Origin of the sequence: Streptomyces sp. NPDC126510, assembly GCF_040302345.1 — a bacterium.
Classification (GTDB): Bacteria; Actinomycetota; Actinomycetes; order Streptomycetales; family Streptomycetaceae; genus Streptomyces.
In genome coordinates, this window is sequence record NZ_JBEORR010000004.1 from 196,790 (window position 1) to 216,260 (window position 19,471).

24 protein-coding genes and 3 tRNA genes are annotated in these 19,471 nt (G+C 70.5%); 19 read left to right on the top strand and 8 right to left on the bottom strand.

Features of this window, described 5'->3' with window-relative positions; all coding sequences use genetic code 11:
* Nucleotides 1-6 precede the first annotated feature (6 nt).
* Nucleotides 7-1,002: a nucleotidyl transferase AbiEii/AbiGii toxin family protein gene (locus ABTX60_RS06660; protein WP_352095957.1), complete on the bottom strand. Its 996-nt coding sequence runs from the start codon at nt 1,000-1,002 to the stop codon at nt 7-9.
* Complete coding sequence (locus ABTX60_RS06665) at nt 999-1,616, bottom strand: hypothetical protein (protein ID WP_352095958.1); 618 nt, start codon at nt 1,614-1,616, stop codon at nt 999-1,001. Before ABTX60_RS06665 ends, ABTX60_RS06660 begins: the two co-directional genes overlap by 4 nt.
* 139 nt (nt 1,617-1,755) lie before the next feature.
* On the opposite strand from ABTX60_RS06665, the gene ABTX60_RS06670 reads away from it, so the two are divergent.
* Complete coding sequence (locus ABTX60_RS06670) at nt 1,756-3,060, top strand: RNA polymerase sigma factor (RefSeq protein WP_352095959.1); 1,305 nt, start codon at nt 1,756-1,758, stop codon at nt 3,058-3,060.
* 156 nt (nt 3,061-3,216) lie between these two features.
* On the opposite strand, the gene ABTX60_RS06675 is transcribed toward ABTX60_RS06670, so the two are convergent.
* The 4 genes from ABTX60_RS06675 to ABTX60_RS06690 form a co-directional block, all read right to left on the bottom strand.
* A complete protein-coding gene (locus ABTX60_RS06675) occupies nt 3,217-5,145 on the bottom strand; it encodes an ABC transporter ATP-binding protein (RefSeq protein WP_352095960.1) in 1,929 nt (642 codons plus the stop codon).
* On the bottom strand, nt 5,145-6,878 hold the full coding sequence (locus tag ABTX60_RS06680; RefSeq protein WP_352095961.1) for an ABC transporter ATP-binding protein: 1,734 nt from the start codon (nt 6,876-6,878) through the stop codon (nt 5,145-5,147). The genes ABTX60_RS06675 and ABTX60_RS06680 overlap by 1 nt, the downstream gene beginning before the upstream one ends.
* 111 nt (nt 6,879-6,989) lie before the next feature.
* A complete protein-coding gene (locus ABTX60_RS06685) occupies nt 6,990-8,438 on the bottom strand; it encodes a xylulokinase (protein ID WP_352095962.1) in 1,449 nt (482 codons plus the stop codon).
* Between the two features lie 147 nt (nt 8,439-8,585).
* Complete coding sequence (locus tag ABTX60_RS06690) at nt 8,586-8,891, bottom strand: YtxH domain-containing protein (RefSeq protein WP_104780832.1); 306 nt, start codon at nt 8,889-8,891, stop codon at nt 8,586-8,588.
* 159 nt (nt 8,892-9,050) lie between these two features.
* On the opposite strand from ABTX60_RS06690, the gene ABTX60_RS06695 reads away from it, so the two are divergent.
* From ABTX60_RS06695 to ABTX60_RS06705, 3 genes are all read left to right on the top strand, one after another.
* Nucleotides 9,051-9,123: transfer RNA gene (locus ABTX60_RS06695), tRNA-Asn, on the top strand.
* Between the two features lie 5 nt (nt 9,124-9,128).
* Nucleotides 9,129-9,201, top strand: a tRNA-Asn gene (locus ABTX60_RS06700).
* A 191-nt stretch (nt 9,202-9,392) separates the two neighbouring features.
* Nucleotides 9,393-9,469: transfer RNA gene (locus ABTX60_RS06705), tRNA-Ile, on the top strand.
* A 179-nt stretch (nt 9,470-9,648) separates the two neighbouring features.
* Here the strand turns inward: ABTX60_RS06705 and ABTX60_RS06710 are convergent.
* Both ABTX60_RS06710 and ABTX60_RS06715 read right to left on the bottom strand, forming a co-directional pair.
* Entirely contained in the window at nt 9,649-10,671 is a 1,023-nt protein-coding gene (locus tag ABTX60_RS06710) for a hypothetical protein (protein ID WP_352095963.1), read from the bottom strand.
* A gap of 837 nt (nt 10,672-11,508) precedes the next feature.
* Nucleotides 11,509-11,808, bottom strand: a complete 300-nt coding sequence (locus ABTX60_RS06715; protein ID WP_352095964.1) for a hypothetical protein — start codon at nt 11,806-11,808, stop codon at nt 11,509-11,511.
* 309 nt (nt 11,809-12,117) lie between these two features.
* Between ABTX60_RS06715 and ABTX60_RS06720 the strand changes: the two genes are divergently transcribed.
* The 15 genes from ABTX60_RS06720 to ABTX60_RS06790 all read left to right on the top strand — a co-directional run bounded on the left by ABTX60_RS06720 (nt 12,118) and on the right by ABTX60_RS06790 (nt 19,462).
* A complete protein-coding gene (locus ABTX60_RS06720) occupies nt 12,118-12,411 on the top strand; it encodes a helix-turn-helix domain-containing protein (RefSeq protein ID WP_352095965.1) in 294 nt (97 codons plus the stop codon).
* A gap of 83 nt (nt 12,412-12,494) precedes the next feature.
* Complete coding sequence (locus ABTX60_RS06725; protein WP_352095966.1) at nt 12,495-13,595, top strand: YqaJ viral recombinase family nuclease; 1,101 nt, start codon at nt 12,495-12,497, stop codon at nt 13,593-13,595.
* Nucleotides 13,595-14,539, top strand: coding sequence for a recombinase RecT (locus ABTX60_RS06730; protein WP_352095967.1), 945 nt, complete (start codon nt 13,595-13,597; stop codon nt 14,537-14,539). The genes ABTX60_RS06725 and ABTX60_RS06730 overlap by 1 nt, the downstream gene beginning before the upstream one ends.
* A 265-nt stretch (nt 14,540-14,804) precedes the next feature.
* Nucleotides 14,805-15,422, top strand: a complete 618-nt coding sequence (locus tag ABTX60_RS06735; protein ID WP_352095969.1) for a hypothetical protein — start codon at nt 14,805-14,807, stop codon at nt 15,420-15,422.
* Nucleotides 15,419-15,754: a hypothetical protein gene (locus ABTX60_RS06740; RefSeq protein ID WP_352095970.1), complete on the top strand. Its 336-nt coding sequence runs from the start codon at nt 15,419-15,421 to the stop codon at nt 15,752-15,754. The genes ABTX60_RS06735 and ABTX60_RS06740 overlap by 4 nt, the downstream gene beginning before the upstream one ends.
* Entirely contained in the window at nt 15,751-16,308 is a 558-nt protein-coding gene (locus tag ABTX60_RS06745; protein WP_352095971.1) for a Holliday junction endonuclease, read from the top strand. The genes ABTX60_RS06740 and ABTX60_RS06745 overlap by 4 nt, the downstream gene beginning before the upstream one ends.
* Nucleotides 16,305-16,751, top strand: coding sequence for a hypothetical protein (locus ABTX60_RS06750; protein WP_352095972.1), 447 nt, complete (start codon nt 16,305-16,307; stop codon nt 16,749-16,751). The genes ABTX60_RS06745 and ABTX60_RS06750 overlap by 4 nt, the downstream gene beginning before the upstream one ends.
* Complete coding sequence (locus ABTX60_RS06755) at nt 16,748-16,960, top strand: hypothetical protein (RefSeq protein WP_352095973.1); 213 nt, start codon at nt 16,748-16,750, stop codon at nt 16,958-16,960. The genes ABTX60_RS06750 and ABTX60_RS06755 overlap by 4 nt, the downstream gene beginning before the upstream one ends.
* Entirely contained in the window at nt 16,957-17,196 is a 240-nt protein-coding gene (locus tag ABTX60_RS06760; protein ID WP_352095974.1) for a hypothetical protein, read from the top strand. Before ABTX60_RS06755 ends, ABTX60_RS06760 begins: the two co-directional genes overlap by 4 nt.
* Nucleotides 17,196-17,546 (top strand): WhiB family transcriptional regulator, encoded by a 351-nt coding sequence (locus ABTX60_RS06765; RefSeq protein WP_352095975.1) that lies wholly within the window; start codon nt 17,196-17,198, stop codon nt 17,544-17,546. The genes ABTX60_RS06760 and ABTX60_RS06765 overlap by 1 nt, the downstream gene beginning before the upstream one ends.
* A gap of 80 nt (nt 17,547-17,626) precedes the next feature.
* Nucleotides 17,627-17,761: a hypothetical protein gene (locus ABTX60_RS06770; protein ID WP_352095976.1), complete on the top strand. Its 135-nt coding sequence runs from the start codon at nt 17,627-17,629 to the stop codon at nt 17,759-17,761.
* Nucleotides 17,762-17,828: 67 nt separating this feature from the next.
* On the top strand, nt 17,829-18,158 hold the full coding sequence (locus tag ABTX60_RS06775; RefSeq protein ID WP_352095977.1) for a helix-turn-helix domain-containing protein: 330 nt from the start codon (nt 17,829-17,831) through the stop codon (nt 18,156-18,158).
* The gene (locus ABTX60_RS06780) at nt 18,158-18,460 is read left to right on the top strand and encodes a hypothetical protein (protein ID WP_352095978.1); all 303 of its coding nucleotides are present in this window, start codon (nt 18,158-18,160) and stop codon (nt 18,458-18,460) included. The genes ABTX60_RS06775 and ABTX60_RS06780 overlap by 1 nt, the downstream gene beginning before the upstream one ends.
* A complete protein-coding gene (locus ABTX60_RS06785; protein WP_352095979.1) occupies nt 18,457-19,053 on the top strand; it encodes a hypothetical protein in 597 nt (198 codons plus the stop codon). The genes ABTX60_RS06780 and ABTX60_RS06785 overlap by 4 nt, the downstream gene beginning before the upstream one ends.
* Before the next feature lie 181 nt (nt 19,054-19,234).
* Entirely contained in the window at nt 19,235-19,462 is a 228-nt protein-coding gene (locus tag ABTX60_RS06790) for a hypothetical protein (protein WP_352095980.1), read from the top strand.
* The last annotated feature ends 9 nt before the right edge of the window (nt 19,463-19,471 follow it).

Below are 19,471 nucleotides of genomic sequence, written 5' to 3' on the forward strand. Positions count from 1 at the left end.
CCCGGGTCAGCTCCCGGCCCCCTCGAAGGCCGGCGTGACCGCGCGCACCAGCCGCTCGGCGAACTCCCCCTCCTCGTCCCTGAACCGCGGGTACTCGGTGACGAAGTGGTTCCACTCCACGTACCCGACCGCCTGCACCACGTGCTCCAGCAGGATCTCCTCCTGGTAGGGATAGGGCCACTCGCCCGACAGCCGGAACACGTCGTGCAGCAGCTCGCGGCGCAGCGGGTACCGCTCGGCCAGCAGGACCGCGTCGTACAGGTCCTTGCCCTGGACGTGCGCGTCGTTGATCACCCACATCAGCTTCCACGCCAGCGACAGCTGCGGCGTCGCCGCCTGGACGAGCGCACCGCCCGGCAGCTCGACCGGCTCGGGTTCCTCGGGCAGCCGCTCGTTGAAGACGAAGTCCAGCTGGACGTGGCCGCCGGGCAGGCCGGGCGCGCCCCAGGGGAGCACCATGCGCCGGCCGGGCACGCGGTCGTAGGTCCAGATGTCCTCGACCACCGCGCCGCGCGCCGAGATCCCGACCTCCGGCCCCCGCACCTCGGCCAGCTCCTGCGCCGCCGCCGCGATCCCGGACAGCATCCGGTCCGTCCGGCCGTCCTCCATCCGCCAGGTGTGCGGCACGACGACGAAGTCCAGGTCACCGGGCTCGCGCGCGGCCTCCCCGAACCACGCCGACATCAGCACGCTGCCCCGCAGCACCAGTGAGTCCACCCACTCCGAGCCGCTGATCGCGGCCAGCACCAAGTGCAGCGCCCGCCGGCGGGCCGCCCGCCAGGCCTCGCCCCGCTCCGGGTCGGCGAAGCTCGGGTCGGTGGCGCGGTAGGCGTTGTGGAGGTGCTTCAGTGCCGGCTCGAACACCGGGCGCTGCACCACGTCGTCCCCCGGCACCGGACGCAGCGTCCTCGGAAGGTGTTCCGCCCTGCGGGTGGCGTCGTCCAGCGGCTCCCGGGGAATCTCCGTGCTCGCCCATCCGAAGCCCTCCCACGACTGTTTCATTCCGATACCCCCACCGGCTCACCGAGCCATCCGTCGTCCACCGACACATCACTGTCGTGCAGCACGAACTCCCGCTCCACGCCCAGCACTTCACAGCCGCGCAGCTCGGTCAGCAGCCGCTCCAGGGCCCGGCCCGCGCCCTCGGCGTCCACCGCGTGGCAGCGCTGGGTCACGAACCGCTCGTGGTGCTCGCCCCGCACCCGCCGGGCGTTCCACGACAGATGGGCGCCGTGCGGCACCACGCGCGCCGCGAGAGAAGCCAGGTCCGCGCCCGCGGTGAGCCGCAGCTTCACATGGTGCTCGAAGTAGCGCCCGTCGTCGCATGGCCGGCGCGGCACCTCCGGCGCCCAGGGCGACGACTCGACCTTCACGCGCACCGGATCGAAACCGTCCGCCCGCAGACGCGCGGCCACGTCCCGCACGCGCGCCGATTCGCAGGCGTACGACGGCGAACCGGACAGGGTGAGCATCGGCTGGTCGCGCATCCGGCCCCTGGCCAGCACGATGTGCGTGAGCTTGAACCCGCCCGCCGCCGCCCAGCGGCGCAGCCGGGCGAGCTCGTCGGGGCCGGCGGAGCGGACCGTCACATGCGACTCGTACAGGGAAGCGGACATCGGGTGATCGTCGCAGACCAGTGGCGCGCGAGGCATCCGGGTTTCCCACGAGGCGCGATCGCGTGGTCACGGACCGGAAACAAAAAGTCATCGCACGCCCCTCGTGGCGACGATGTGTCTTACCCCACACTGGGTTCCGGTGCCTGAGTCCTCGGAGCGCGGCCGATCCGTCACCCACGGGTCCCAGACCCCCGCGGTTCCGCTCATCGCGTGCGGGACGGAAAGCGGCGAGGCCGACTCCGCCCCCGAAGTACCGCTGCCGTACTCCTTGGCAGCGATCATCCTGGAGGTCGCCCCCGTGCAGACCCAGACCCTCGCCCAGACCGACGCCGGTGCCGCCCCCGGCGCCGACGGTGCCGCGCCGGACGCGGAGGCCGACGCCCTGTCAGGGGTCCCGGCGCAGAGCCGCGCCGTGCACCACCCCGAGTCGGATCCGGAGCCGGAGGAGCCGGAGGAGCCGCCCGCCGAGGCCGTCGAGGCGGCCGAGCCTGCCGAAGTCGTCGTACCGACCCCGGCCCGCGCCGAGTCCGGCAGCCCTTCCTCGGACCTGTTCCGCCAGTACCTGCGGGAGATCGGCCGCATCCCCCTGCTCACCGCCGCCGAGGAGGTCGAACTCGCCCGCCGCGTGGAGGCCGGCCTGTTCGCGGAGGAGAAGCTGCGGCTCACCCCCGACCTGGACAGCCAGCTCGCCCTCGACCTGGACCGGCTCGTCGTCATGGGCCGCATGGCCAAGCGCCGCCTGATCGAGGCGAACCTGCGCCTGGTCGTCTCGGTCGCCAAGCGCTACGTCGGCCGCGGCCTGACGATGCTCGACCTCGTCCAGGAGGGCAACCTCGGCCTGATCAGGGCGGTCGAGAAGTTCGACTACGCCCGCGGCTACAAGTTCTCCACGTACGCCACGTGGTGGATCCGCCAGGCCATGTCCCGCGCCCTGGCCGACCAGGCCCGCACGATACGGGTCCCGGTCCACGTCGTGGAGCTCATCAACCGGGTCGTCCGCGTCCAGCGCCGCATGCTCCAGGAGCGGGGCTACGAGCCGACGCCCGAGGAGGTCGCGGCTCACCTGGACCTGCAGCCGGAGCGGGTCAGCGAGGTCCTGCGCCTCGCCCAGGAGCCGGTGTCGCTGCACGCGCCCGTCGGCGAGGAGGACGACGTCGCCCTCGGCGACCTCATCGAGGACGGCGACGCGGCGTCACCGGTGGAGTCGGCGGCGTTCCTGCTGCTCAGGGAGCACCTGGAGGCGGTTCTGTCGACCCTGGGGGAGCGGGAGCGGAAGGTGGTCCAACTCCGCTACGGGCTGGCGGACGGTCGCCCCCGCACGCTGGAGGAGATAGGCAGGATCTTCGGTGTGACCAGGGAGCGCATAAGGCAGATCGAGTCGAAGACCCTCAACAAGCTGAGGGACCACGCCTTTGCGGACCAGCTGAGGGGCTATCTGGACTGATGCCGAGCGCGGGTCCGGTGGGGGCGGTTCGCGCAGTTCCCCGCGCCCCTGACGGGGCGCCGACTGCACGTCCCCAAGGGGCGCGGGGAACTGCGCGACCAGCCACGACGGGCCCGCAGCCGCCCCACGACACCACTCGGCACCCCCGGACGCGACTCAGTCCACCTCGGCCACCGCCTGCGCGAACTGCGCCTTGTACAGCCGCGCATAGGCACCACCCGCCGCGAGCAGCTCCTCGTGCGTGCCCTGCTCGACGATCGACCCGTTCTCCATCACCAGGATCGTGTCCGCGTCCCGGATCGTCGACAGCCGGTGGGCGATGACGAACGACGTACGCCCGTGCGCCAGTTTCGCCATGGCCTTCTGAATGAGCACCTCGGTACGCGTGTCGACCGAGCTCGTCGCCTCGTCCAGCACCAGGATCACCGGGTCGGACAGGAACGCCCGGGCGATGGTGATCAGCTGCTTCTCACCGGCACTGACCCCGGTGCCCTCGTCGTCGATCACGGTGTCGTACCCGTCCGGCAGCGTCCGGACGAACCGGTCCGCGTGCGCCGCCCGGGCCGCCTCCTCGATCTCCCCGCGGGTGACCTCCCGGGAGGCGCCGTACGCGATGTTCTCCGCGATCGTGCCGCCGAACAGCCAGGTGTCCTGCAGCACCATGCCGATACCGGCCCGCAGTTCGTCCCGGGACATCCGCGCGATGTCGACCCCGTCGAGGGTGATGCGCCCGCCGGTGACGTCGTAGAACCGCATCAGCAGATTCACCAGCGTCGTCTTGCCGGCGCCGGTCGGGCCGACGATGGCGACCGTGTGCCCGGGCTCGACCTTCAGCGACAGGTCCTCGATGAGCGGCTTGTCGGGGTCGTAGCGGAACGACACGTGCTCCAGCGCCACCTGCCCGCGCAGCTCCTCGGGGCGCACACCCGGCACCGGGTCCGCCTCCTGCTCCTCCGCGTCGAGCAGTTCGAAGACCCGCTCCGCCGACGCGACACCCGACTGCACCAGGTTCGCCATGGACGCGACCTGCGTCAGCGGCATGGAGAACTGCCGCGAGTACTGGATGAACGCCTGCACGTCACCGATCGACAGCGAGCCGGAGGCGACCCGCAGTCCGCCGACCACCGCCACCAGCACGTAGTTGAGGTTCGACACGAACATCATCAGCGGCTGCATGACCCCGCTGTTGAACTGCGCCTTGAACCCCGCCTCGTACAGCGCGTCGTTCTGCTCGGCGAACTGCTGCGCCGACTCCTCCTGCCGCCCGAACACCTTCACCAGGGCGTGCCCGGTGTACATCTCCTCGATGTGCGCGTTGAGCTTGCCCGTCGAGCGCCACTGCTGCACGAAGTGCGGCTGCGACCGCTTGCCCACGCGCGTGGCCACGACGAACGACAGCGGCACGGTCACCAGCGCGACCAGCGCCAGGATCCAGGAGACGTAGAACATCATCGCGAGCACGCCGATGATGGTCAGCACCGAGTTGATGAGCTGCCCCATCGACTGCTGGAGGGTCTGCCCGATGTTGTCGATGTCGTTCGTCGCGCGGGACAGCACCTCACCGCGCTGGCGCTGGTCGAAGTACGAAAGCGGCAGCCGCGACAGCTTCGTCTGCACGTCCTCCCGCATCCGGAACATGGTCCGGTTCACGGCCCGGTTCACCAGCCGCGTCGCCACCGCCATCAGCAGCCCGGCCACCGTGAACACGCCCAGTGCGAGCAGCAGCACATGCCCGACGGCCGTGAAGTCGATGCCCTCGCCCGGGGTGAAGTCGGTGCTGCGCAGCATGTCGGCGGCGTCTCCGTCCCCGCGCTGCCGCATGGAGTCGAGGACCTGCTCCTTGCTCGCCCCCTCCGGCATGCCCCGCCCGACGATGCCCGCGAAGACCAGGTCGGTCGCCTTGCCGAGGATCTTCGGCCCGACGACGTTCAGGCCGACGCTGAGCACCACGCACAGCAGCAGCACGTAGATGGTGACCCGCTCCGGCCGGAACCGCGCGACGAGCCGTTTGCCCGACCCCTTGAAGTCGAGCGAGCGCTGGTCGGGGCCGCCCCCGGCCATCATCCGCCCCATGGGCCCCGCCATCAGGCAGCCTCCGCTTCCGTGAGCTGGGAGAGCACGATCTCCCGGTAGGTCTCGTTGTCCGCCATCAGCTCGTGGTGCCGGCCGGTGCCGACGACCCGGCCCTCGTCGAGGACGACGATCCGGTCGGCGTCCCGGATGGTCGCCACCCGCTGCGCGACGATCACCACGGTCGCCTCGGCGGTCTCCTGCGTGAGTGCGGCCCGCAGCGCGGCGTCCGTGGCGTAGTCGAGCGCGGAGAAGGAGTCGTCGAAGAGGTAGATCTCGGGCCGCTGCACCAGCGTCCGGGCGATCGCGAGCCGCTGGCGCTGACCACCGGAGACGTTCGTCCCGCCCTGCGAGATCGGCGAGTCGAGACCGTGCTCCAGCCGCTCCACGAAGTCCTTGGCCTGCGCCACCTCCAGTGCGTGCCACAGCTCCTCGTCGGTGGCGTCCGGATTGCCGTAGCGCAGGTTGGTCGCCACCGTCCCCGCGAACAGATACGGCTTCTGCGGCACCATCCCGACGGTCTTCGCGAGCAGCTGCGGGTCGATCTCCGCCACCTCGACCCCGTCGACGAGCACCTGCCCCTCGGTCGCGTCGAACAGTCGCGGCACCAGCCCGAGCAGGGTGGACTTGCCGCTGCCGGTCGAGCCGATGACGGCGGTCGTCTCGCCCGGCCGGGCCACGAGGTCCACCGCCCGCAGCACCGGCTCCTCGGCGCCCGGATAGCGGAAGCCCGCCCCGCGGATCTCCAGATGCCCGTGCCGGCGCAGCTCCCGCACCGGCGCCGACGGCGGCACCACGCTGGAGGAGGTGTCCAGCACCTCGCTGATGCGCTCGGCGCACACCTCGGCGCGCGGCACCATCATGAACATGAAGGTGGCCATCATCACGGCCATGACGATCTGCATCAGATAGGCCAGGAACGCCGTCAGGTCGCCGATCTGCATCCCGCCGCTGTCGATCCGGTGCGCTCCGAACCACACCACGGCGATCGACGACAGGTTGACCACCGTCATGACGATCGGGAACATCAGCGCGAGCAGGTTGCCGGTGCCGAGCGCGAAGTCGGTGAGATCGGTGTTGGCCTTGCGGAAGCGCTGCTGCTCGTATTCGTCCCGCACGAAGGCCCGGATCACACGGTTGCCGGTGATCTGCTCGCGCAGCACCTGGTTCACCGAGTCCAGCCGCGTCTGCATCGCCCGGAACAGCGGCCGCAGCCGGCGCACGATCAGCGTCACGCAGATGCCCAGCACCGGCACGACCGCCACCAGCACCCCGGACAGCGGTACGTCGAGACCGAGTGCCAGCACGATGCCGCCCACACACATGATCGGCGCCGACACCAGCAGCGTGAACGTCATCAGCGCCAGCATCTGCACCTGCTGCACGTCGTTCGTCGTCCGGGTGATCAGCGACGGCGCGCCGAAGTGACCCACCTCACGCGCGGAGAACGACTGCACCCGGTCGAACACGGTCGCCCGCAGGTCCCGCCCCAGCGCCGAGGCCGTACGGGCCCCGTAGTACACGGCGCCGATGTTGCACACGACCTGGACCAGCGAGATGCCGATCATCAGGCCGCCGTAGCCCAGGATGTAGCCCGTGTCGCCGTTCACGACACCCTGGTCGATGATGTCCGCGTTCAGCGTGGGCAGGTAGAGCGTGGCGCAGGTCTGCAGGAACTGCAGCAGCACCAGGAGAGCGATGGGTCTCTTGTAGGGCCTGAGATAGGTCCGCAGGAGTCGTATGAGCACGCTGCTTCTCTCGGAGTGGACGACGGGGCGAGTGGTTGCCCCTGGCCCCTATCGTCGAACACTCCACCCGCGTTACCTCAACCGAATTAACCCAACAGGCGGTCAAACCCTTCAGAGGGCTCCGGGATGTGTCTGCTCGCGCACCGCCACGAACTGCTGCCGCACCGCCTGCCCCACGGCCAGCTCGTCCCCGGGCTCCAGTACCTGGGCCACCGGGCCCTGCCAGGCCGGCGGGTTGCGCATGTCGAGCGTGCCCTGCGAGGCGCCCAGCGCCCAGGCCGCCTGGCGGGCGGCGCCGATCGCCGCGTAGTCGGCGGGCTGCGGCACAACGACCTGCGTCCCGAACAGCGCCGGTGCCGCCGCCTGCACGGCGGGCAGTTCGGCGGCCGGCCCGAGCAGGAACACCCGCCGCACCTCCACACCCCGGCCGCGCAGCACGTCCAGCGCGTCCGCGAGCCCGCACAGCATCCCCTCGAACGCCGCCCGCGCCAGGTGCTCCGCCTTCATCGACTCGCGCCTGAGCCCGGCCAGGGTCCCGGCGGTGTGGGGGAGGTTCGGTGTCCGCTCGCCCTCCAGGTAGGGCAGCAGGACCAGCCCGTGCGACCCCGGCGTCGACTTCATCGCCAGGTCGGACAGGCTCTCCAGATCCGGCAGCCCCAGCAGCTCGGCGGCCCCGCGCAGCGTCCGCACGGCGTTCAGCGTGGTGACGACGGGCAGGTGCATGCCGGTCGCGTCCGCGAGCGCGGTGATCATGCCGGACCCGTCGACCAGTGCCTCGGGGTGCACGGCCATCACCGACCCGGACGCGCCGAGCGACACGACCGCGTCGCCGAGGCCGATGCCGAGACCGAACGCCGCCGCCATGGTCTCGCCGGTCCCCACGGAGATCAGCAGCCCCTCCGGTGTCGTACCGGCCGCGTCCGCCGGACCGATCACCTCCGGCAGCATCACCTGGTGCCCGAGCGCCAGCTCCACGAGGTCGGGCCGGTAGCCGCCGGTCGCCGCCGACCAGTAGCCGGTGCCGGACGCCCCGCCCCGGTCGGTGGTTCTCCGGACCGGCCGGCCCAGCAGCTGCCACACCAGCCAGTCGTGCGCCTGCAGGAGGATCGCGGTGCGCTGCGCGTTCTCCGGCTCGGTCCGGGCCAGCCAGCGCAGCTTGGTGATCGGCTGGGCGGCCTGCGGCACACAGCCCACCGCCTGTGCCCACGCCTCGCGCCCGCCGAGCGCGTCGATCAGATCGGCCGCGGCGACCTGTGTCCGCTTGTCGCCGCCGACCATCGCCGGCCGCACGGTGTTGCCCTGCGCGTCCAGCGGCACGACGGCGTTCTGCTGCGCGGAGACGCCGATCGCCTGCACGCCCTCCAGCAGCCCGCCGCCCGCGGCCTCGCCCAGCGAGAGCAGCCAGGCCTGCGGGTCGACGTCCGACGGCCGGCCGCCGCCCTCGGGGCTCTCCACCGGATGCGGCGCATATCCCTGCCTGAGCACGGCTCCGGAGTCCGTGTCACAGACGACGATACGAGTGAAATCGGGTGAACTGTCCAACCCGGCGACTATCCCCATGGCCAAAATTCTGCCGCACGCGCCGCTGAGGTTGGGCCGTGGGCGCCGCGGGGGGTGTCGCCGGGTTTCGGGTGCGGGCTCCGTCGTGGTTGATCGCGCCGTTCCCCGCGCCCCTCTCGGGGCGCTGACATGCTCGGCATCAAGAGATCACGTGTTGCTCGTGCCCCAGTCGTCCTCGCCGCCGTTGTGGGTGGCTCGGTCGCGGAGGTGGCGGACGCGGTCCGCCACCGAGTCGGGGACCCGGTCGCCGACCTTGTCGCTCACCACGTGGTACGCCTTGCCCGCGAACTCGCGGCCCTGATGGGCCGCCGTCTCCGCGGTGTTGCGCACGGCGGGGTTCTGCGCGAACTGCCGGGCTGATTTCTTCAACTGCTCGTAGCGCTCGCGTCCGGCCCTCGTGCCCAGCACGTAACCCAGGACGACTCCCGCGACGAACGTGAGCCGGTAACGCATGGCGGCCACCCTTCTCTTGCATAGGTTTCCGGTGCGGCGTCGACGCCGGGGAGTACCGATTGGCGAAGCACCCCCCTGCTTGCGCTAATGTATGTGTCGCAGCGAACGCGCGCCCCCTGGCGGATACCCAGGTAGGTGCGTTCGATGCAAACGAGACCTTCCTCGGTAGCTCAATTGGCAGAGCAGCCGGCTGTTAACCGGCAGGTTACTGGTTCGAGTCCAGTCCGGGGAGCTCGGTCCTCCGTAGCTCAATTGGCAGAGCAGCCGGCTGTTAACCGGCAGGTTACTGGTTCGAGTCCAGTCGGGGGAGCAGGTCGGAAAAGGGACCCCTCGCAGGGGTCCTTTTTCATGTCCGTTCCGCTGTCCCGGGAACCGCGCGGCACCCGGCGCAGTCCTCAAGGTCACGCAGGCCGTGCGAAGCCGCCCAGCCGAAGCAGGAGATCGTATGAGCGGCTATGCTGCGGCAGACGGCGCGCACACATGTACGCGACACGCCGCTATGGGGCGGTAGCTCAGCCGGTTAGAGCAGCGGACTCATAATCCGTCGGCCGTGGGTTCGAGTCCCACCCGCCCCACCATGCGCTACCCGCGCAGAACCGGTTGACCTGCATCAACCTTGGGCCCTGCGTCCGGGCGAGCGGGTTGCAGCCCCACCCAAGATCGCTTGCTCGCCCGCTGCTCGCCCGAAGTGCAGAACGGCACCGAGAAGCGAAAAGAGGCCCCCGAGGGGGCCTCTCGTCGTTTCAGCGCTCGCCGGTCACGGGCACATGCCGGCGTCGTGGCAGTCACCGCCGGGCCGTGCCCGGCTCCCCCAGTCGTCCTGGCCGCCATAGGTATTTGCTGGGCCGCGACCCCGGGCCTTCCGCTCGTCTTGGCCGCGGTTCTTCCCCTTGTCGTTCCCGCGGTACTTCTCATCGTCCTGACCGCGGCCCTTCGCCCTGTCGTGCCCGGGGCTCCTCTCGTCGCCCTGGCGGAGGCTGTGCCCGTGACGCTCCCCGTGCCCGTGACGCTTCGCGTTGCCGTTGCCGTTGCCGGGCCTGTCGGCTTGTCCCGGTGTGGTCTTGCCTGGCGTCGCCGGGGGAGTGGTCGGCTGCCCCGTGGGATTGGGCTCCGGGGAACCACTCGCCGACGGTTGCTCTGCGGGCCGGCTGGTCTCGTCGGCCGCTGCACGGTCGGGGGGTGGGCTACTCGCTGTCGACTCCGGCATTGCGCCCCCGAGTGTGCCGACGTTCTCAACGGTGTCGCTCGCCCCGTCACTGCTCCGTGCAGGCGTGAGTTCGCTGCCGAACGGGGCGGGGGCAGGAGACGTCACCGCAGGGTGCTTCGAGTCGGCGCGAGGCGGTGTCATCTCGAACGGAGTGATGTAGGCGGCTCCGCCCACAGTTGCGACGGCGGCTGTCGCCGCGAGCGCTACTGTCCTGTGTGCACGGCGAGCGCTTTCTATGAGGGGGAGAAAAAAGGCGGCGATGCCGCCGCCCAGATAGAGGGACAGGTGCCGCCTGCGGCGGACTGGTTGGTCATCCGGCTGCTCGCCATCGGGCCACTCGTCGTCCGGGTCGGCAACGGCTGCAAGCGGCGGGGGCGCTGATGTGGTGGAGGCAGGGGGGAGCGCTGAAGAGGTCAGGGCGGCGATCTTGGCGGCTGTCACCTCGGCGTGAAGCTTTGCGATCTCCGCACGGTTCTTCTTCCCTTGTCGGTGGAGAAGGGCCACGGCGAGCAGGACGGCCCCGATCGCCATGGCCACGAGGACCAAAATGATTGCTATGACGGCGTCGTCCACGCCAGACCCCCATGCAGCTGACACATGCTCAGATGAGCCGATCCGGCCAAGATTCTTTCAGGCTAGAAAGCCTGTTCGTCAACCGTCCGTGAGCGCAAAGTGACAGAAGTTGATCGACTGCCGCCCAGCAATGGGGGGTTACCGACGGTATTACTGAAGATTGCGTCAGGGATTCCCGGTCGAAAACCCACCAAGCGACCGGTTAGTTGCAGTGGATGCAAGCGAGCAGGTCGTCGAAGAGCGGTAGGTCTGCGTGAACGGGGCGTTGGTCGCAGCCCTCTGTTCACCCCCGCTACCGCCGCAAGTTCATCGCCTGGGGCACCCGAACCGGCGTTCCTGTAGCGGAGGTTGGCGCTGATGGTGTAGCGGTCCGCGTCTCCCTTACGGGAGGTGACGACCCATTCGGCCGGAATCTCGGTTGTACCCGGCGAGGAACTCCCGTGCGGCGGGGCGTTGCGGCTGGGCCTGTGATGGCGGTCAGCGCCGGGGCTGTCGGGGGCGGAGGCAGGCCGGCGTGCACCGCGGGCCTTCGAGGGGCGATGGCGGCGCGGTGGAGGGTGCCGTAATCGGCGAGGCGGTGGCGCCGTTACCGATCCGCAGCGCGGGGTCGGGAGCGCTGCCCTCGTCGACGCGAGCGGGCTGCGCTGCTGGGGCGCGTGCCAGCTTTCCGGGGTGCGGCCTCGGCGCGGAGCTGTGCTCTGTGGGGCGAGTCTCGCTGGACGATCGCGAGGGCCGCCGCGCCGAGGGGGCTGAATCTGGGTGTGTCAGCCGTGCATGCCCCCCCAGTTGCGGCCTGGTGGGCATTCGGTGCCAGTTCTTGACGCGGCTGCGGTGTCGTCAGCCAGCCCGGCGGTGCCGTCGAGCGGGCGCCTCCTCCTGTGCGGGGGGCGGGGTGGCGCGGCCAATGCGTCGCAGCACCTCGTCCTGCGCCTCCGGGGGGAGGGTTGCCAGAAGTGCGGCGATGGCCTCGACCTGAGGATTGCTCGCTGGCTCTCCCGATGTGCTCGCATGCGTCGGCGGTGCTGCGAGTTCATCGAGGAGGTCGGCGGCGGTTTCGCGGCCGGCCTCGCGGAGCTGGTCCGAGGTCACGCCGACGACTTGCGCCATGTCGACGAGTGTTTCGTCGGGCGCGATCACTGGGATGCGCACCCCTCCGACGTCCTGGTAGCCGTTGACGATTTGCCGCCACCGGGTCTCGCTTTTCCCCGCTCTTCGCGCCGCTTCCCGCCCGGATAGGCGGGCTCGGCGGAGAGCCTCCTTGATGAGGACAGCCTCCGGAGGGGGCTGTGGTGTCTGCGCGTCCATAGGACGCAGCTTCGCATAACTACGCACTACTTCGCTACAGGATCGGGCCCGCTAGTACACCCTGCTGTGACAGAGGTCACACTCAATGCAAACTGCGCGCGCAATGTTCACACTACGCGTCACTACGCATAGACTGCGTACATGACCAAGCCGAGCATGCGACGCCGAAAAGGCGCGCCTTTTCACCACTCGCCCGAGGCGGTGACGCGCGCACGCGAGAACGCGGGACTGACCCAAAAGGAGCTGGCAGCGAGCTGCGAATTCAGCTTCCAGCTGCTCTGCGACATCGAGGCCGGTCGTCGTAACGCGACCCCCGACAAGCTCCGCGCGATGGCGCGCGTCCTGGGCTGCGCAGTGTCGGACCTGCAACCCAGCAACGGCGTGACCCGCCTCGACGACGAGCCGCCTGCGGCCATGGCGCGGCAGGCGTCGTGACGACCCCCGCATACGACGAGGCCGCCGAGCCCTGCACGGCTCGACGGCCTCAATTCCTCGCACGATCCAAAGGAGAAGGAACGTTGCCTGAACAGGCTACCCAACCGTGGGCCCAGCAGGGGACCCCGCCGGATGTCCTGGCATACGGGGCGCCGACTGCGCGGCTGATCCTGCCCGCCGGTGACCTGGACGACCCCGAGTACAAGGCCCGGTGGGACGAGGTCCGCCGCGGCGGCATCGGCGGGTCAGAGGTCGCGAAGATCCTCGGCCTCAACAAGTACGCGGGCGCCCGCCACGTGTTCGAGGAGAAGCACGGCCGTTCCGTGCCGATGGACGCCCAGCTGAGTGAGTACGCCGAAGTCGGTCAGGAGATCGAGGACTTCATCTCGTACATGTTCACGAAGCGAACCGGCATCCCGGCCGTGCCGACCCCGGGAACGCTCGCGAACATCGACCGGCCGTGGATGCGATCGAACGTCGACCGGTACGCGCTCGACCCGGAGACCGGGGCGGTCGACGCCCCGGTCGAGCTGAAGAACCGCAGCGCCTACCAGCTGGGCGACTGGGAGGACGGCGTGCCCGACGCGCCCGCCCTCCAGGTCCACTGGAACATGGCGGTCGGCGGCTGGTCGTACGGCTGGGCCGTCGCACTCGTCGGCGGGAACACGCTCAGGTTCCACCGCATCGAGCGGGACCAGGAGCTGGTCGAGACCCTCATCGACGTCTGCGGGAAGTGGTTCGAGCGGCACGTCATCCGGGGCTACCCGCCGCCCGCTGACGGGCTGGAGGCCACGAAGGAACTCCTCGGCCAGCTGTGGCGGGTCAAGCCGACCGATGTCGTCGAGGTGTCCCGCACGAAGGCGGAGAAGCTCCGCAAGCGGCGCGCGGCGCTGATCGCCCAGATCGAGGAGCTGGGCGAGCAGAAGACCGCGGTCGAGAACGAGATGCGCCTGCTCTGCGGCGGCAAGGCCAGCGTCGCGGAGGTCGAGGGCAAGAAGGCCTGGTCGTACGTCGCCAACGGCACGTTCTCGCCCAAGCGGTTCGAGGAGCACTACCCGGTGATCGCCTCGCTGTGCCGGACGACGAAAGAGGTCCTCGACCTGGACCTGATCAAGGAGAAGTACCCGACCGAGTACGCCGACTGCTGCGCCCGGGTGCTGCGCGTGCCCAAGAAGGAGCTGTGATGGCCCTGACCACCCTGAAGGAACGCGTCCAGCAGCGGACCGCGACCGTCGCCAGCACCGAGGACATTCGGCATGACCGTGCCGAGGATGAGACGCCCGCCGGTCGGGACCACGACGTCGAGCAGTTCCGGGCCGACATCGAGGCGGCGTTGCCGAAGCACGTCAGCGTGGACCTGTTCCTCGCGGCGCTGCGGCCGGTCCTGCCGAAGCTGCGCAAGTGCACCCCGGCGAGCGTCCTCCAGAGCGTCATCACGTGCGCCCGGTTCGGGCTGATCCCGGACGGCCACCAGGCCGTCATCACCGCTGACGACCGGATCGCGACGTTCATCGCCACCTACCACGGCTACATCGAGCTGATGTACCGGTCGGGCCTGGTGCGGTCGGTGGTGGCCGGCCTGGTCTACGAGGGTGACGAGTGGGACTTCGTGCCCACGGCCCGGGTCGGTGAGGACTTCGTGCACAAGCCGAACCTGCTGGCGTCGAAGAAGGACCGGCCGGTGCTGTTCGCGTACGCGTTCGCGTGGCTGGAGGGCGGTGCCCGGTCGGCGGTCGCCATCGTCACCGTCGAGGAAGCGGAGGAGATCCGCGACGAGTTCAGCCGGGCCTACCAGCGTGCGGAGGCGAACGGCAAGAAGGACTCGCTGTGGCACACCCGGTTCCCCGACATGCACCTGAAGAGCGCGATCCGGCGCATGGCGAAGCTCGTGCCGAAGTCGGCTGAGCTGCGGGCGCTGATCGAGGTTGAGCAGGCCGCCGAGGACGGCAAGCCGCAGATCCTCGCGGCGATCCACCCGGAAACGGCCGCGCTGGAGGCGGAGGCGCGGCAGGCCGCGCAGGCGGCCGAGGCGTCGCAGGACGTCCCGGCGCCCCGCCTCGCGGTGAAGAAGCCCCGAGGCCGGGCGAAGCCCAGGCACCGCAACCGCGACAGGAACAAGAGGCGCTAGCCGTGCTGGCCGCCTTCCGGAGTCGGGCCCGCGAACTGTTCGCGGGCCCGGCCCCCGGCCCCCCGGCACCGGCGCCGCCCGCCCAGAGGGCGCACGGCAGCGCCGCTCTCGCCGACTTCCACTGCGGACACGAGACCCCAGGACAGGACTCATGACACTCGCCTACCAGGAGCCGTTCGGGCCCGAGTACGTGCGCCCGGCCCCTCCTCCTTGCCTCCACTGCCCGTGCTGCTCGGCCCGCCTGTGCGAGAGGGGTCGGAACAGCGTGATGCAGTGCCACGGCCACGTGCAGGACTCGGCGACGGTCGCCTCCGTTTCGGCGTGCCCCTGCTCGGCGGAGACGACGCGCGGCACCCACGCGTGGCGGCTCGCGCAGATCCGCGTGGTGAAGCACGCGACGCAACACCCGCTGCCGAAGCGCGCGGAGCACGTGCTCCGTGCCCTCGCCGGCCACGAGGCGTTCCAGGACCCCACCGACGAGCTGCGCGGCCTGCGCGCCCGCCGCTACGTCGACGGGGAGCCGGCGGAGGGGCTGTGGCGGATCACGCTGCTCGGCCGTCGCTACCTGGCGGCTCTCTACGAGCCCCGCTACACCAGCGCGGTCCACGTGAACTCGGTCGACCAGGAGACGCGGACGGCGAAGGTCGTGGTCCTCGGCTGGCACATGGAACGGGAAGTGACCGTGCTCGCCGACCAGCTCGCCCAGGCGGCCGAATTGAAGCTGGACGAGCTGCCGGGCCGCTACCTGGAGGCGAAGGTCAACCTCCGCGCGACCGACCCGGACGACCTGGTGCTTACCCGTACCCAGGTGCCCGCCCCGATCACCGAGCAGTACGTGGCGGCGGTGCGCCCGCTGTGGGTCGCCAAGGGCGGTGCCCGATGACGAAGAAGTGGCTGCCGACCGTCGTGTCGGTCATCGCCGTCGAGGAGGGCGGCCGCCTCGACTGCTGCGACGAGGACACCGCGCACGTGTGGGTGACCGTCCTCGGCTGGTCACCGCGGCGGGCGTTCCTCACCGGCGCGGCCCCGTTCGTCGCCGCGTCCGGCAAGAAGGCCGCCGACCTCGCCGGCGTGCACTTCACCTCACGGCTCGACCTCGACAACCCGCCCGGCAACGAGGACACCAACGGCGAGCGGTTGGAGTGGCCCGAACTCCAGCTGGCCCCGCCCATCCCCGCCGAGTGGCTCGACGGCACCCAAGGAGGCACCCAGTGAGCGCCCCCAACGTGAGCGACCAGCAGCGGAAGTTCACCGTGGTCGGCCTCGACCTGTCCGTCACGGGCACGGGCATCGCCTACCGCGACGGGTCGACCAGCACGGTGAAGACGAAGCAGAAGGACGGCGATCACCGGCTGACGCAGATCGAAGAGGCCGTGCAGATCGCCGTCGGCGGCGAGCACCTCAACCTCGGCCCCGCGGTCGATCTGGTGGTGATGGAGGACATCCCGCAGAACAGTCACGCGGCGAAGCCGATCGCCATGGTTCACGGCGTGGTCCGGAACCTGCTGAACAAGCAGGGCATCCCGTACGCCCTCGTCGTGGCTGCGTCGCTGAAGTTCTACGCGACCGGCAAGGGCTCGGGCGACAAGGTGCCGATGGCACTGGCCGCGTACAAGCGGGCCGGTCTGGAGTTCGAGGACGACAACCAGTGCGACGCCGCGTGGCTGCGCTGGGCCGGCCTGGACTGGCTCGGCTGCCCGGAGTTGTCCCTGCCCCCTGTGCAGCGGGCCGCCTTGAAGAAGGCCACATGGCCGGAGGTGCAGCGATGACGGAAACGATCGTCGAGGTCAGTGACGAGCAGATACTTCGCGCGCTGCTCGCGGAGGAGGACGTGTCGAACCGGGCCGTGGGCCTGGCGCTCGGTGTCGATGACCGGCGGGTCGATGAGGTGCGTAAGCGGGTCGGGTTGCCCTCCTACGTGCGCGGTCGGCGCCCGATCTACGGCTCGTGGCTGGAGGCGTTCACCGCCCAGTCCGAGCCCGTCGAGGGCGGTCATCGGAGGTGGACCGGCACGCGGGAGAAGTGCGGGACATCTGTGGTGCGGCACCGGACGAGCATCCAGACGGCGTACCGGGTGGCGTTCCGGCTGCACCACGGCCGTGAGCCGCAGGGCAAGGTGTCGCAGTCGTGTGAGATCCCGGGCTGCGTCGCCGGTGAGCACCAGCAGGACCGGCTGATCCGCGAGGCGCTGAAGGCCGGTGAGGCGGAGTGAACAGCCTGCGCGAGTTCGACACCTGGGACCGGGGCGTCGATGTGGTGGCCGTTGAGCGGGTCCTGAAGGGGACGTTGCCGCACGAGAAGTTGCAGCCGGAAGAGGTGCGGTACGCGGCGCGGCACGCGAAGGGCTCGGCGCGCAGCGTCGCCAAGCTCCTCGGCGTCACGGAGAAGACCGTCATGAACTGGCGGGAGGCCGGCGCATGAGCCTGCCCCTGGACGTTCTGATCTGGATCGCCGAGAACCTCAACTGGTGGTGGCTGCTGGTCCTGGCCCCGTGCGTGGCCGCGCGGCTGTGGCTGGAGCTGCGGCCGACGGGTAAGCACCGCCGTCCGCGCCCGGCACGGTCCGATCAGTCCGCCCAGGTAGCCGCGCCCGCCCGCGCCCCGGGCACGCTCTCGGCCCAGCAAGGCGTGCAGCCGGTCGGGGAGGACGGCCGCTGATGCCTCGTCCAAGCCGTCACGCGCCCGACACGCTCGCCCGACCCTTCCACTGGGTCGACGGGGCTGCGTGCCGCGCGGAGGAAGACACCTCGATCTTCTTCCCCGAGGACTTCCCCCGGTCCGAGGTGCCCCTCATCGCCATGACCGCGAAGGCCGTGTGCCAGCGCTGCCCGGTGATCAAGACGTGCCTTGATGCGGCGCTCGCCCGCTCGGAACCGAGCGGCGTCTGGGGCGGCTTGGACAAGGACGAGCGGAGGGCGTTGAAGCGGCGGCAGCAGAGACGCCGCCGCCGCAACGCCCGCAAGCAGGAAGGCAGCCATGCCCCGGCGGCGGCGACCGGCACCGGATGACTACACGGTCACGGCCACGCCGACGACTGGGACGGCTGCGACGACTGACCGCTGTTTCTACGCACGTGAAAGGCGGGCCTGTGAAGGCGTTCCGCAAGTTCATGCTCGGCCTGTCGGCCGGCGTCGTCACCTGGGCTGGGACCGCGTTCATACCGGTCGTCGGCCCGTGGGCGCCCGTGCTCGGTCTGGCCGTGGCCCTCGTCCTCTGGGCCTGACCTCTTCTCTCGCCGGGACCGTCACGACGGCCCCGGCCCCGATCCACCCGTGCAGAAAGGTTCGCCCGTGTCCGTGGACGTCGCGGCCCTCTACGACGAGGGCCTGGGTATCCGCAGCGTCGCCGACGAGATCGGCCGCAGCTATTCGACTGCCCGGCGGCAGTTGCTGGCCGCCGGGGTGAAGCTCCGCCCCAGCGGCGGCCGTCCCCTGGAGGCCGATCCGGTCGCCGAGTACCTCGCCGGCCTGTACCGCGGCGGCCAGTTCGGGAACGGCATGAGCATCCGCGCCATCCAGCAGCGCACCGGCTACAGCTACGGGTTCATACGGACGCGTCTCCACGCGGCCGGCGTCGAACTGCGCGACCCGCAGGGACGGCCCCGCAAGGCGGTGGCCTGATGCCCAGCCCCGCGCACTGCCAGGCATGCGGTGCCCCGATCCGGTGGACCATCACCGAGGGCGGGAAGCGCCTCGCGGTCGACGCCGAGCCGCACCCGGACGGCAACACGGCCGTCTACCGGGACGGGCGCGGAACATCGCTCTCACGCCGCCCGACGACCGAACTGCCCATCGCCCCCTGGGAGAAGCTCCACAAGCCCCACGTGGCCACCTGCACGGGGCGGCAGGACGACGAGCCGATGACCCGCTGCCTCGGCATCATCCGCCTCGACGACGCGCCCGCGCGGGAGCGTGACCAGTGAACGGCGACGAGGAGATCACCGGCGCCCAGCACACCGCCGTGACCGTTGTGCGGGTCACCCCGCTGCGCGCGGACGGCCACCCGGACCACCAGTGGGCCATGACGTACCGCCTGGACGAGCCGGTTCTGGTCGGCATCGGCATCGAGGAGTGCCTGCCGTCGTTCACACGATCCCCGGAGGTGGGTGTCTGCCTGGACTACATGCGGCGGCGCCACATCGGCGCCCTGGTCGCCACCGAGGAGCACCAGCAGCACCGCGGCATCGGCGCCATCGCACAGGGCATCTGGCAGAGGCGCCGCACCGGCGCCGCAGTCGAGACCTGGGCCGAAGCCGGGCCCGGCACCTGGTGGTACACCCTCGTCCCCTGGTGGCGGCACCGATCGGACACCGACCAGTGGCCCCTCAAAGGCCTCCCCGACCACCACACCTACGCCCTGGGCGACTGCCTGCCCGTCGACCGCTACACGTGGCCCAGCCCCGCCCCGCTGCCCAACCCGCAGCCGCTGAATCGCGGCACGCAGCTCATCCTCGCCGAGACGACCATCGCCCCGCCAGAGCCCGGTTTCCCGCCGTACGCAGGGGCCGCCGCATGAGGCTCGTCGGCCTGTACCTGTTCGTCGTCCTATCCCTCTCGACGGGCCTCCTCGGGCACCCGCCGGTCCTGGCCTCCATGACCCACCGCGCGGTCGTCTGGGCCCTCCAGTGGGCTGCTCACGGCCGCCACAGGGCGCCCCTGCGGCCGGTCCCGTCGTGGGTACGGAAGGGGGGCCCGCGATGACGCCGGCGACGACCCCGCCGCTCGGCGACTGCCAGCTGTGCCGCACCAGGAAGCACCTGTTCCCGCACAAGTCGACGCGAGACGGGCTGGTGCGGAACCTGTGCGGACGCTGTCACGAGTCAGCGACGGTCACCGAAGAGCGGGGCGGGTTCATCGACTTCGACCAGGCGTTCACGCACGGGTCGGACGAGGACCTGCTGACGTGGCTGCGGGGTGACCTGTGATGCGGCGGT

Coding starts and splice junctions, on each gene's coding strand:
- ABTX60_RS06720 (WP_352095965.1), top strand. CDS start 12,118: ATGACCAAGCCGAGCATGCGACGCCGAAAAGGCGCGCCTTTTCACCAC.
- ABTX60_RS06660 (WP_352095957.1), bottom strand. CDS start 1,002: ATGAAACAGTCGTGGGAGGGCTTCGGATGGGCGAGCACGGAGATTCCC.
- ABTX60_RS06740 (WP_352095970.1), top strand. CDS start 15,419: ATGACGAAGAAGTGGCTGCCGACCGTCGTGTCGGTCATCGCCGTCGAG.
- ABTX60_RS06765 (WP_352095975.1), top strand. CDS start 17,196: ATGCCTCGTCCAAGCCGTCACGCGCCCGACACGCTCGCCCGACCCTTC.
- ABTX60_RS06790 (WP_352095980.1), top strand. CDS start 19,235: ATGACGCCGGCGACGACCCCGCCGCTCGGCGACTGCCAGCTGTGCCGC.
- ABTX60_RS06760 (WP_352095974.1), top strand. CDS start 16,957: ATGAGCCTGCCCCTGGACGTTCTGATCTGGATCGCCGAGAACCTCAAC.
- ABTX60_RS06675 (WP_352095960.1), bottom strand. CDS start 5,145: ATGGCGGGGCCCATGGGGCGGATGATGGCCGGGGGCGGCCCCGACCAG.
- ABTX60_RS06750 (WP_352095972.1), top strand. CDS start 16,305: ATGACGGAAACGATCGTCGAGGTCAGTGACGAGCAGATACTTCGCGCG.
- ABTX60_RS06685 (WP_352095962.1), bottom strand. CDS start 8,438: ATGGGGATAGTCGCCGGGTTGGACAGTTCACCCGATTTCACTCGTATC.
- ABTX60_RS06690 (WP_104780832.1), bottom strand. CDS start 8,891: ATGCGTTACCGGCTCACGTTCGTCGCGGGAGTCGTCCTGGGTTACGTG.
- ABTX60_RS06780 (WP_352095978.1), top strand. CDS start 18,158: ATGCCCAGCCCCGCGCACTGCCAGGCATGCGGTGCCCCGATCCGGTGG.
- ABTX60_RS06665 (WP_352095958.1), bottom strand. CDS start 1,616: ATGTCCGCTTCCCTGTACGAGTCGCATGTGACGGTCCGCTCCGCCGGC.
- ABTX60_RS06730 (WP_352095967.1), top strand. CDS start 13,595: ATGGCCCTGACCACCCTGAAGGAACGCGTCCAGCAGCGGACCGCGACC.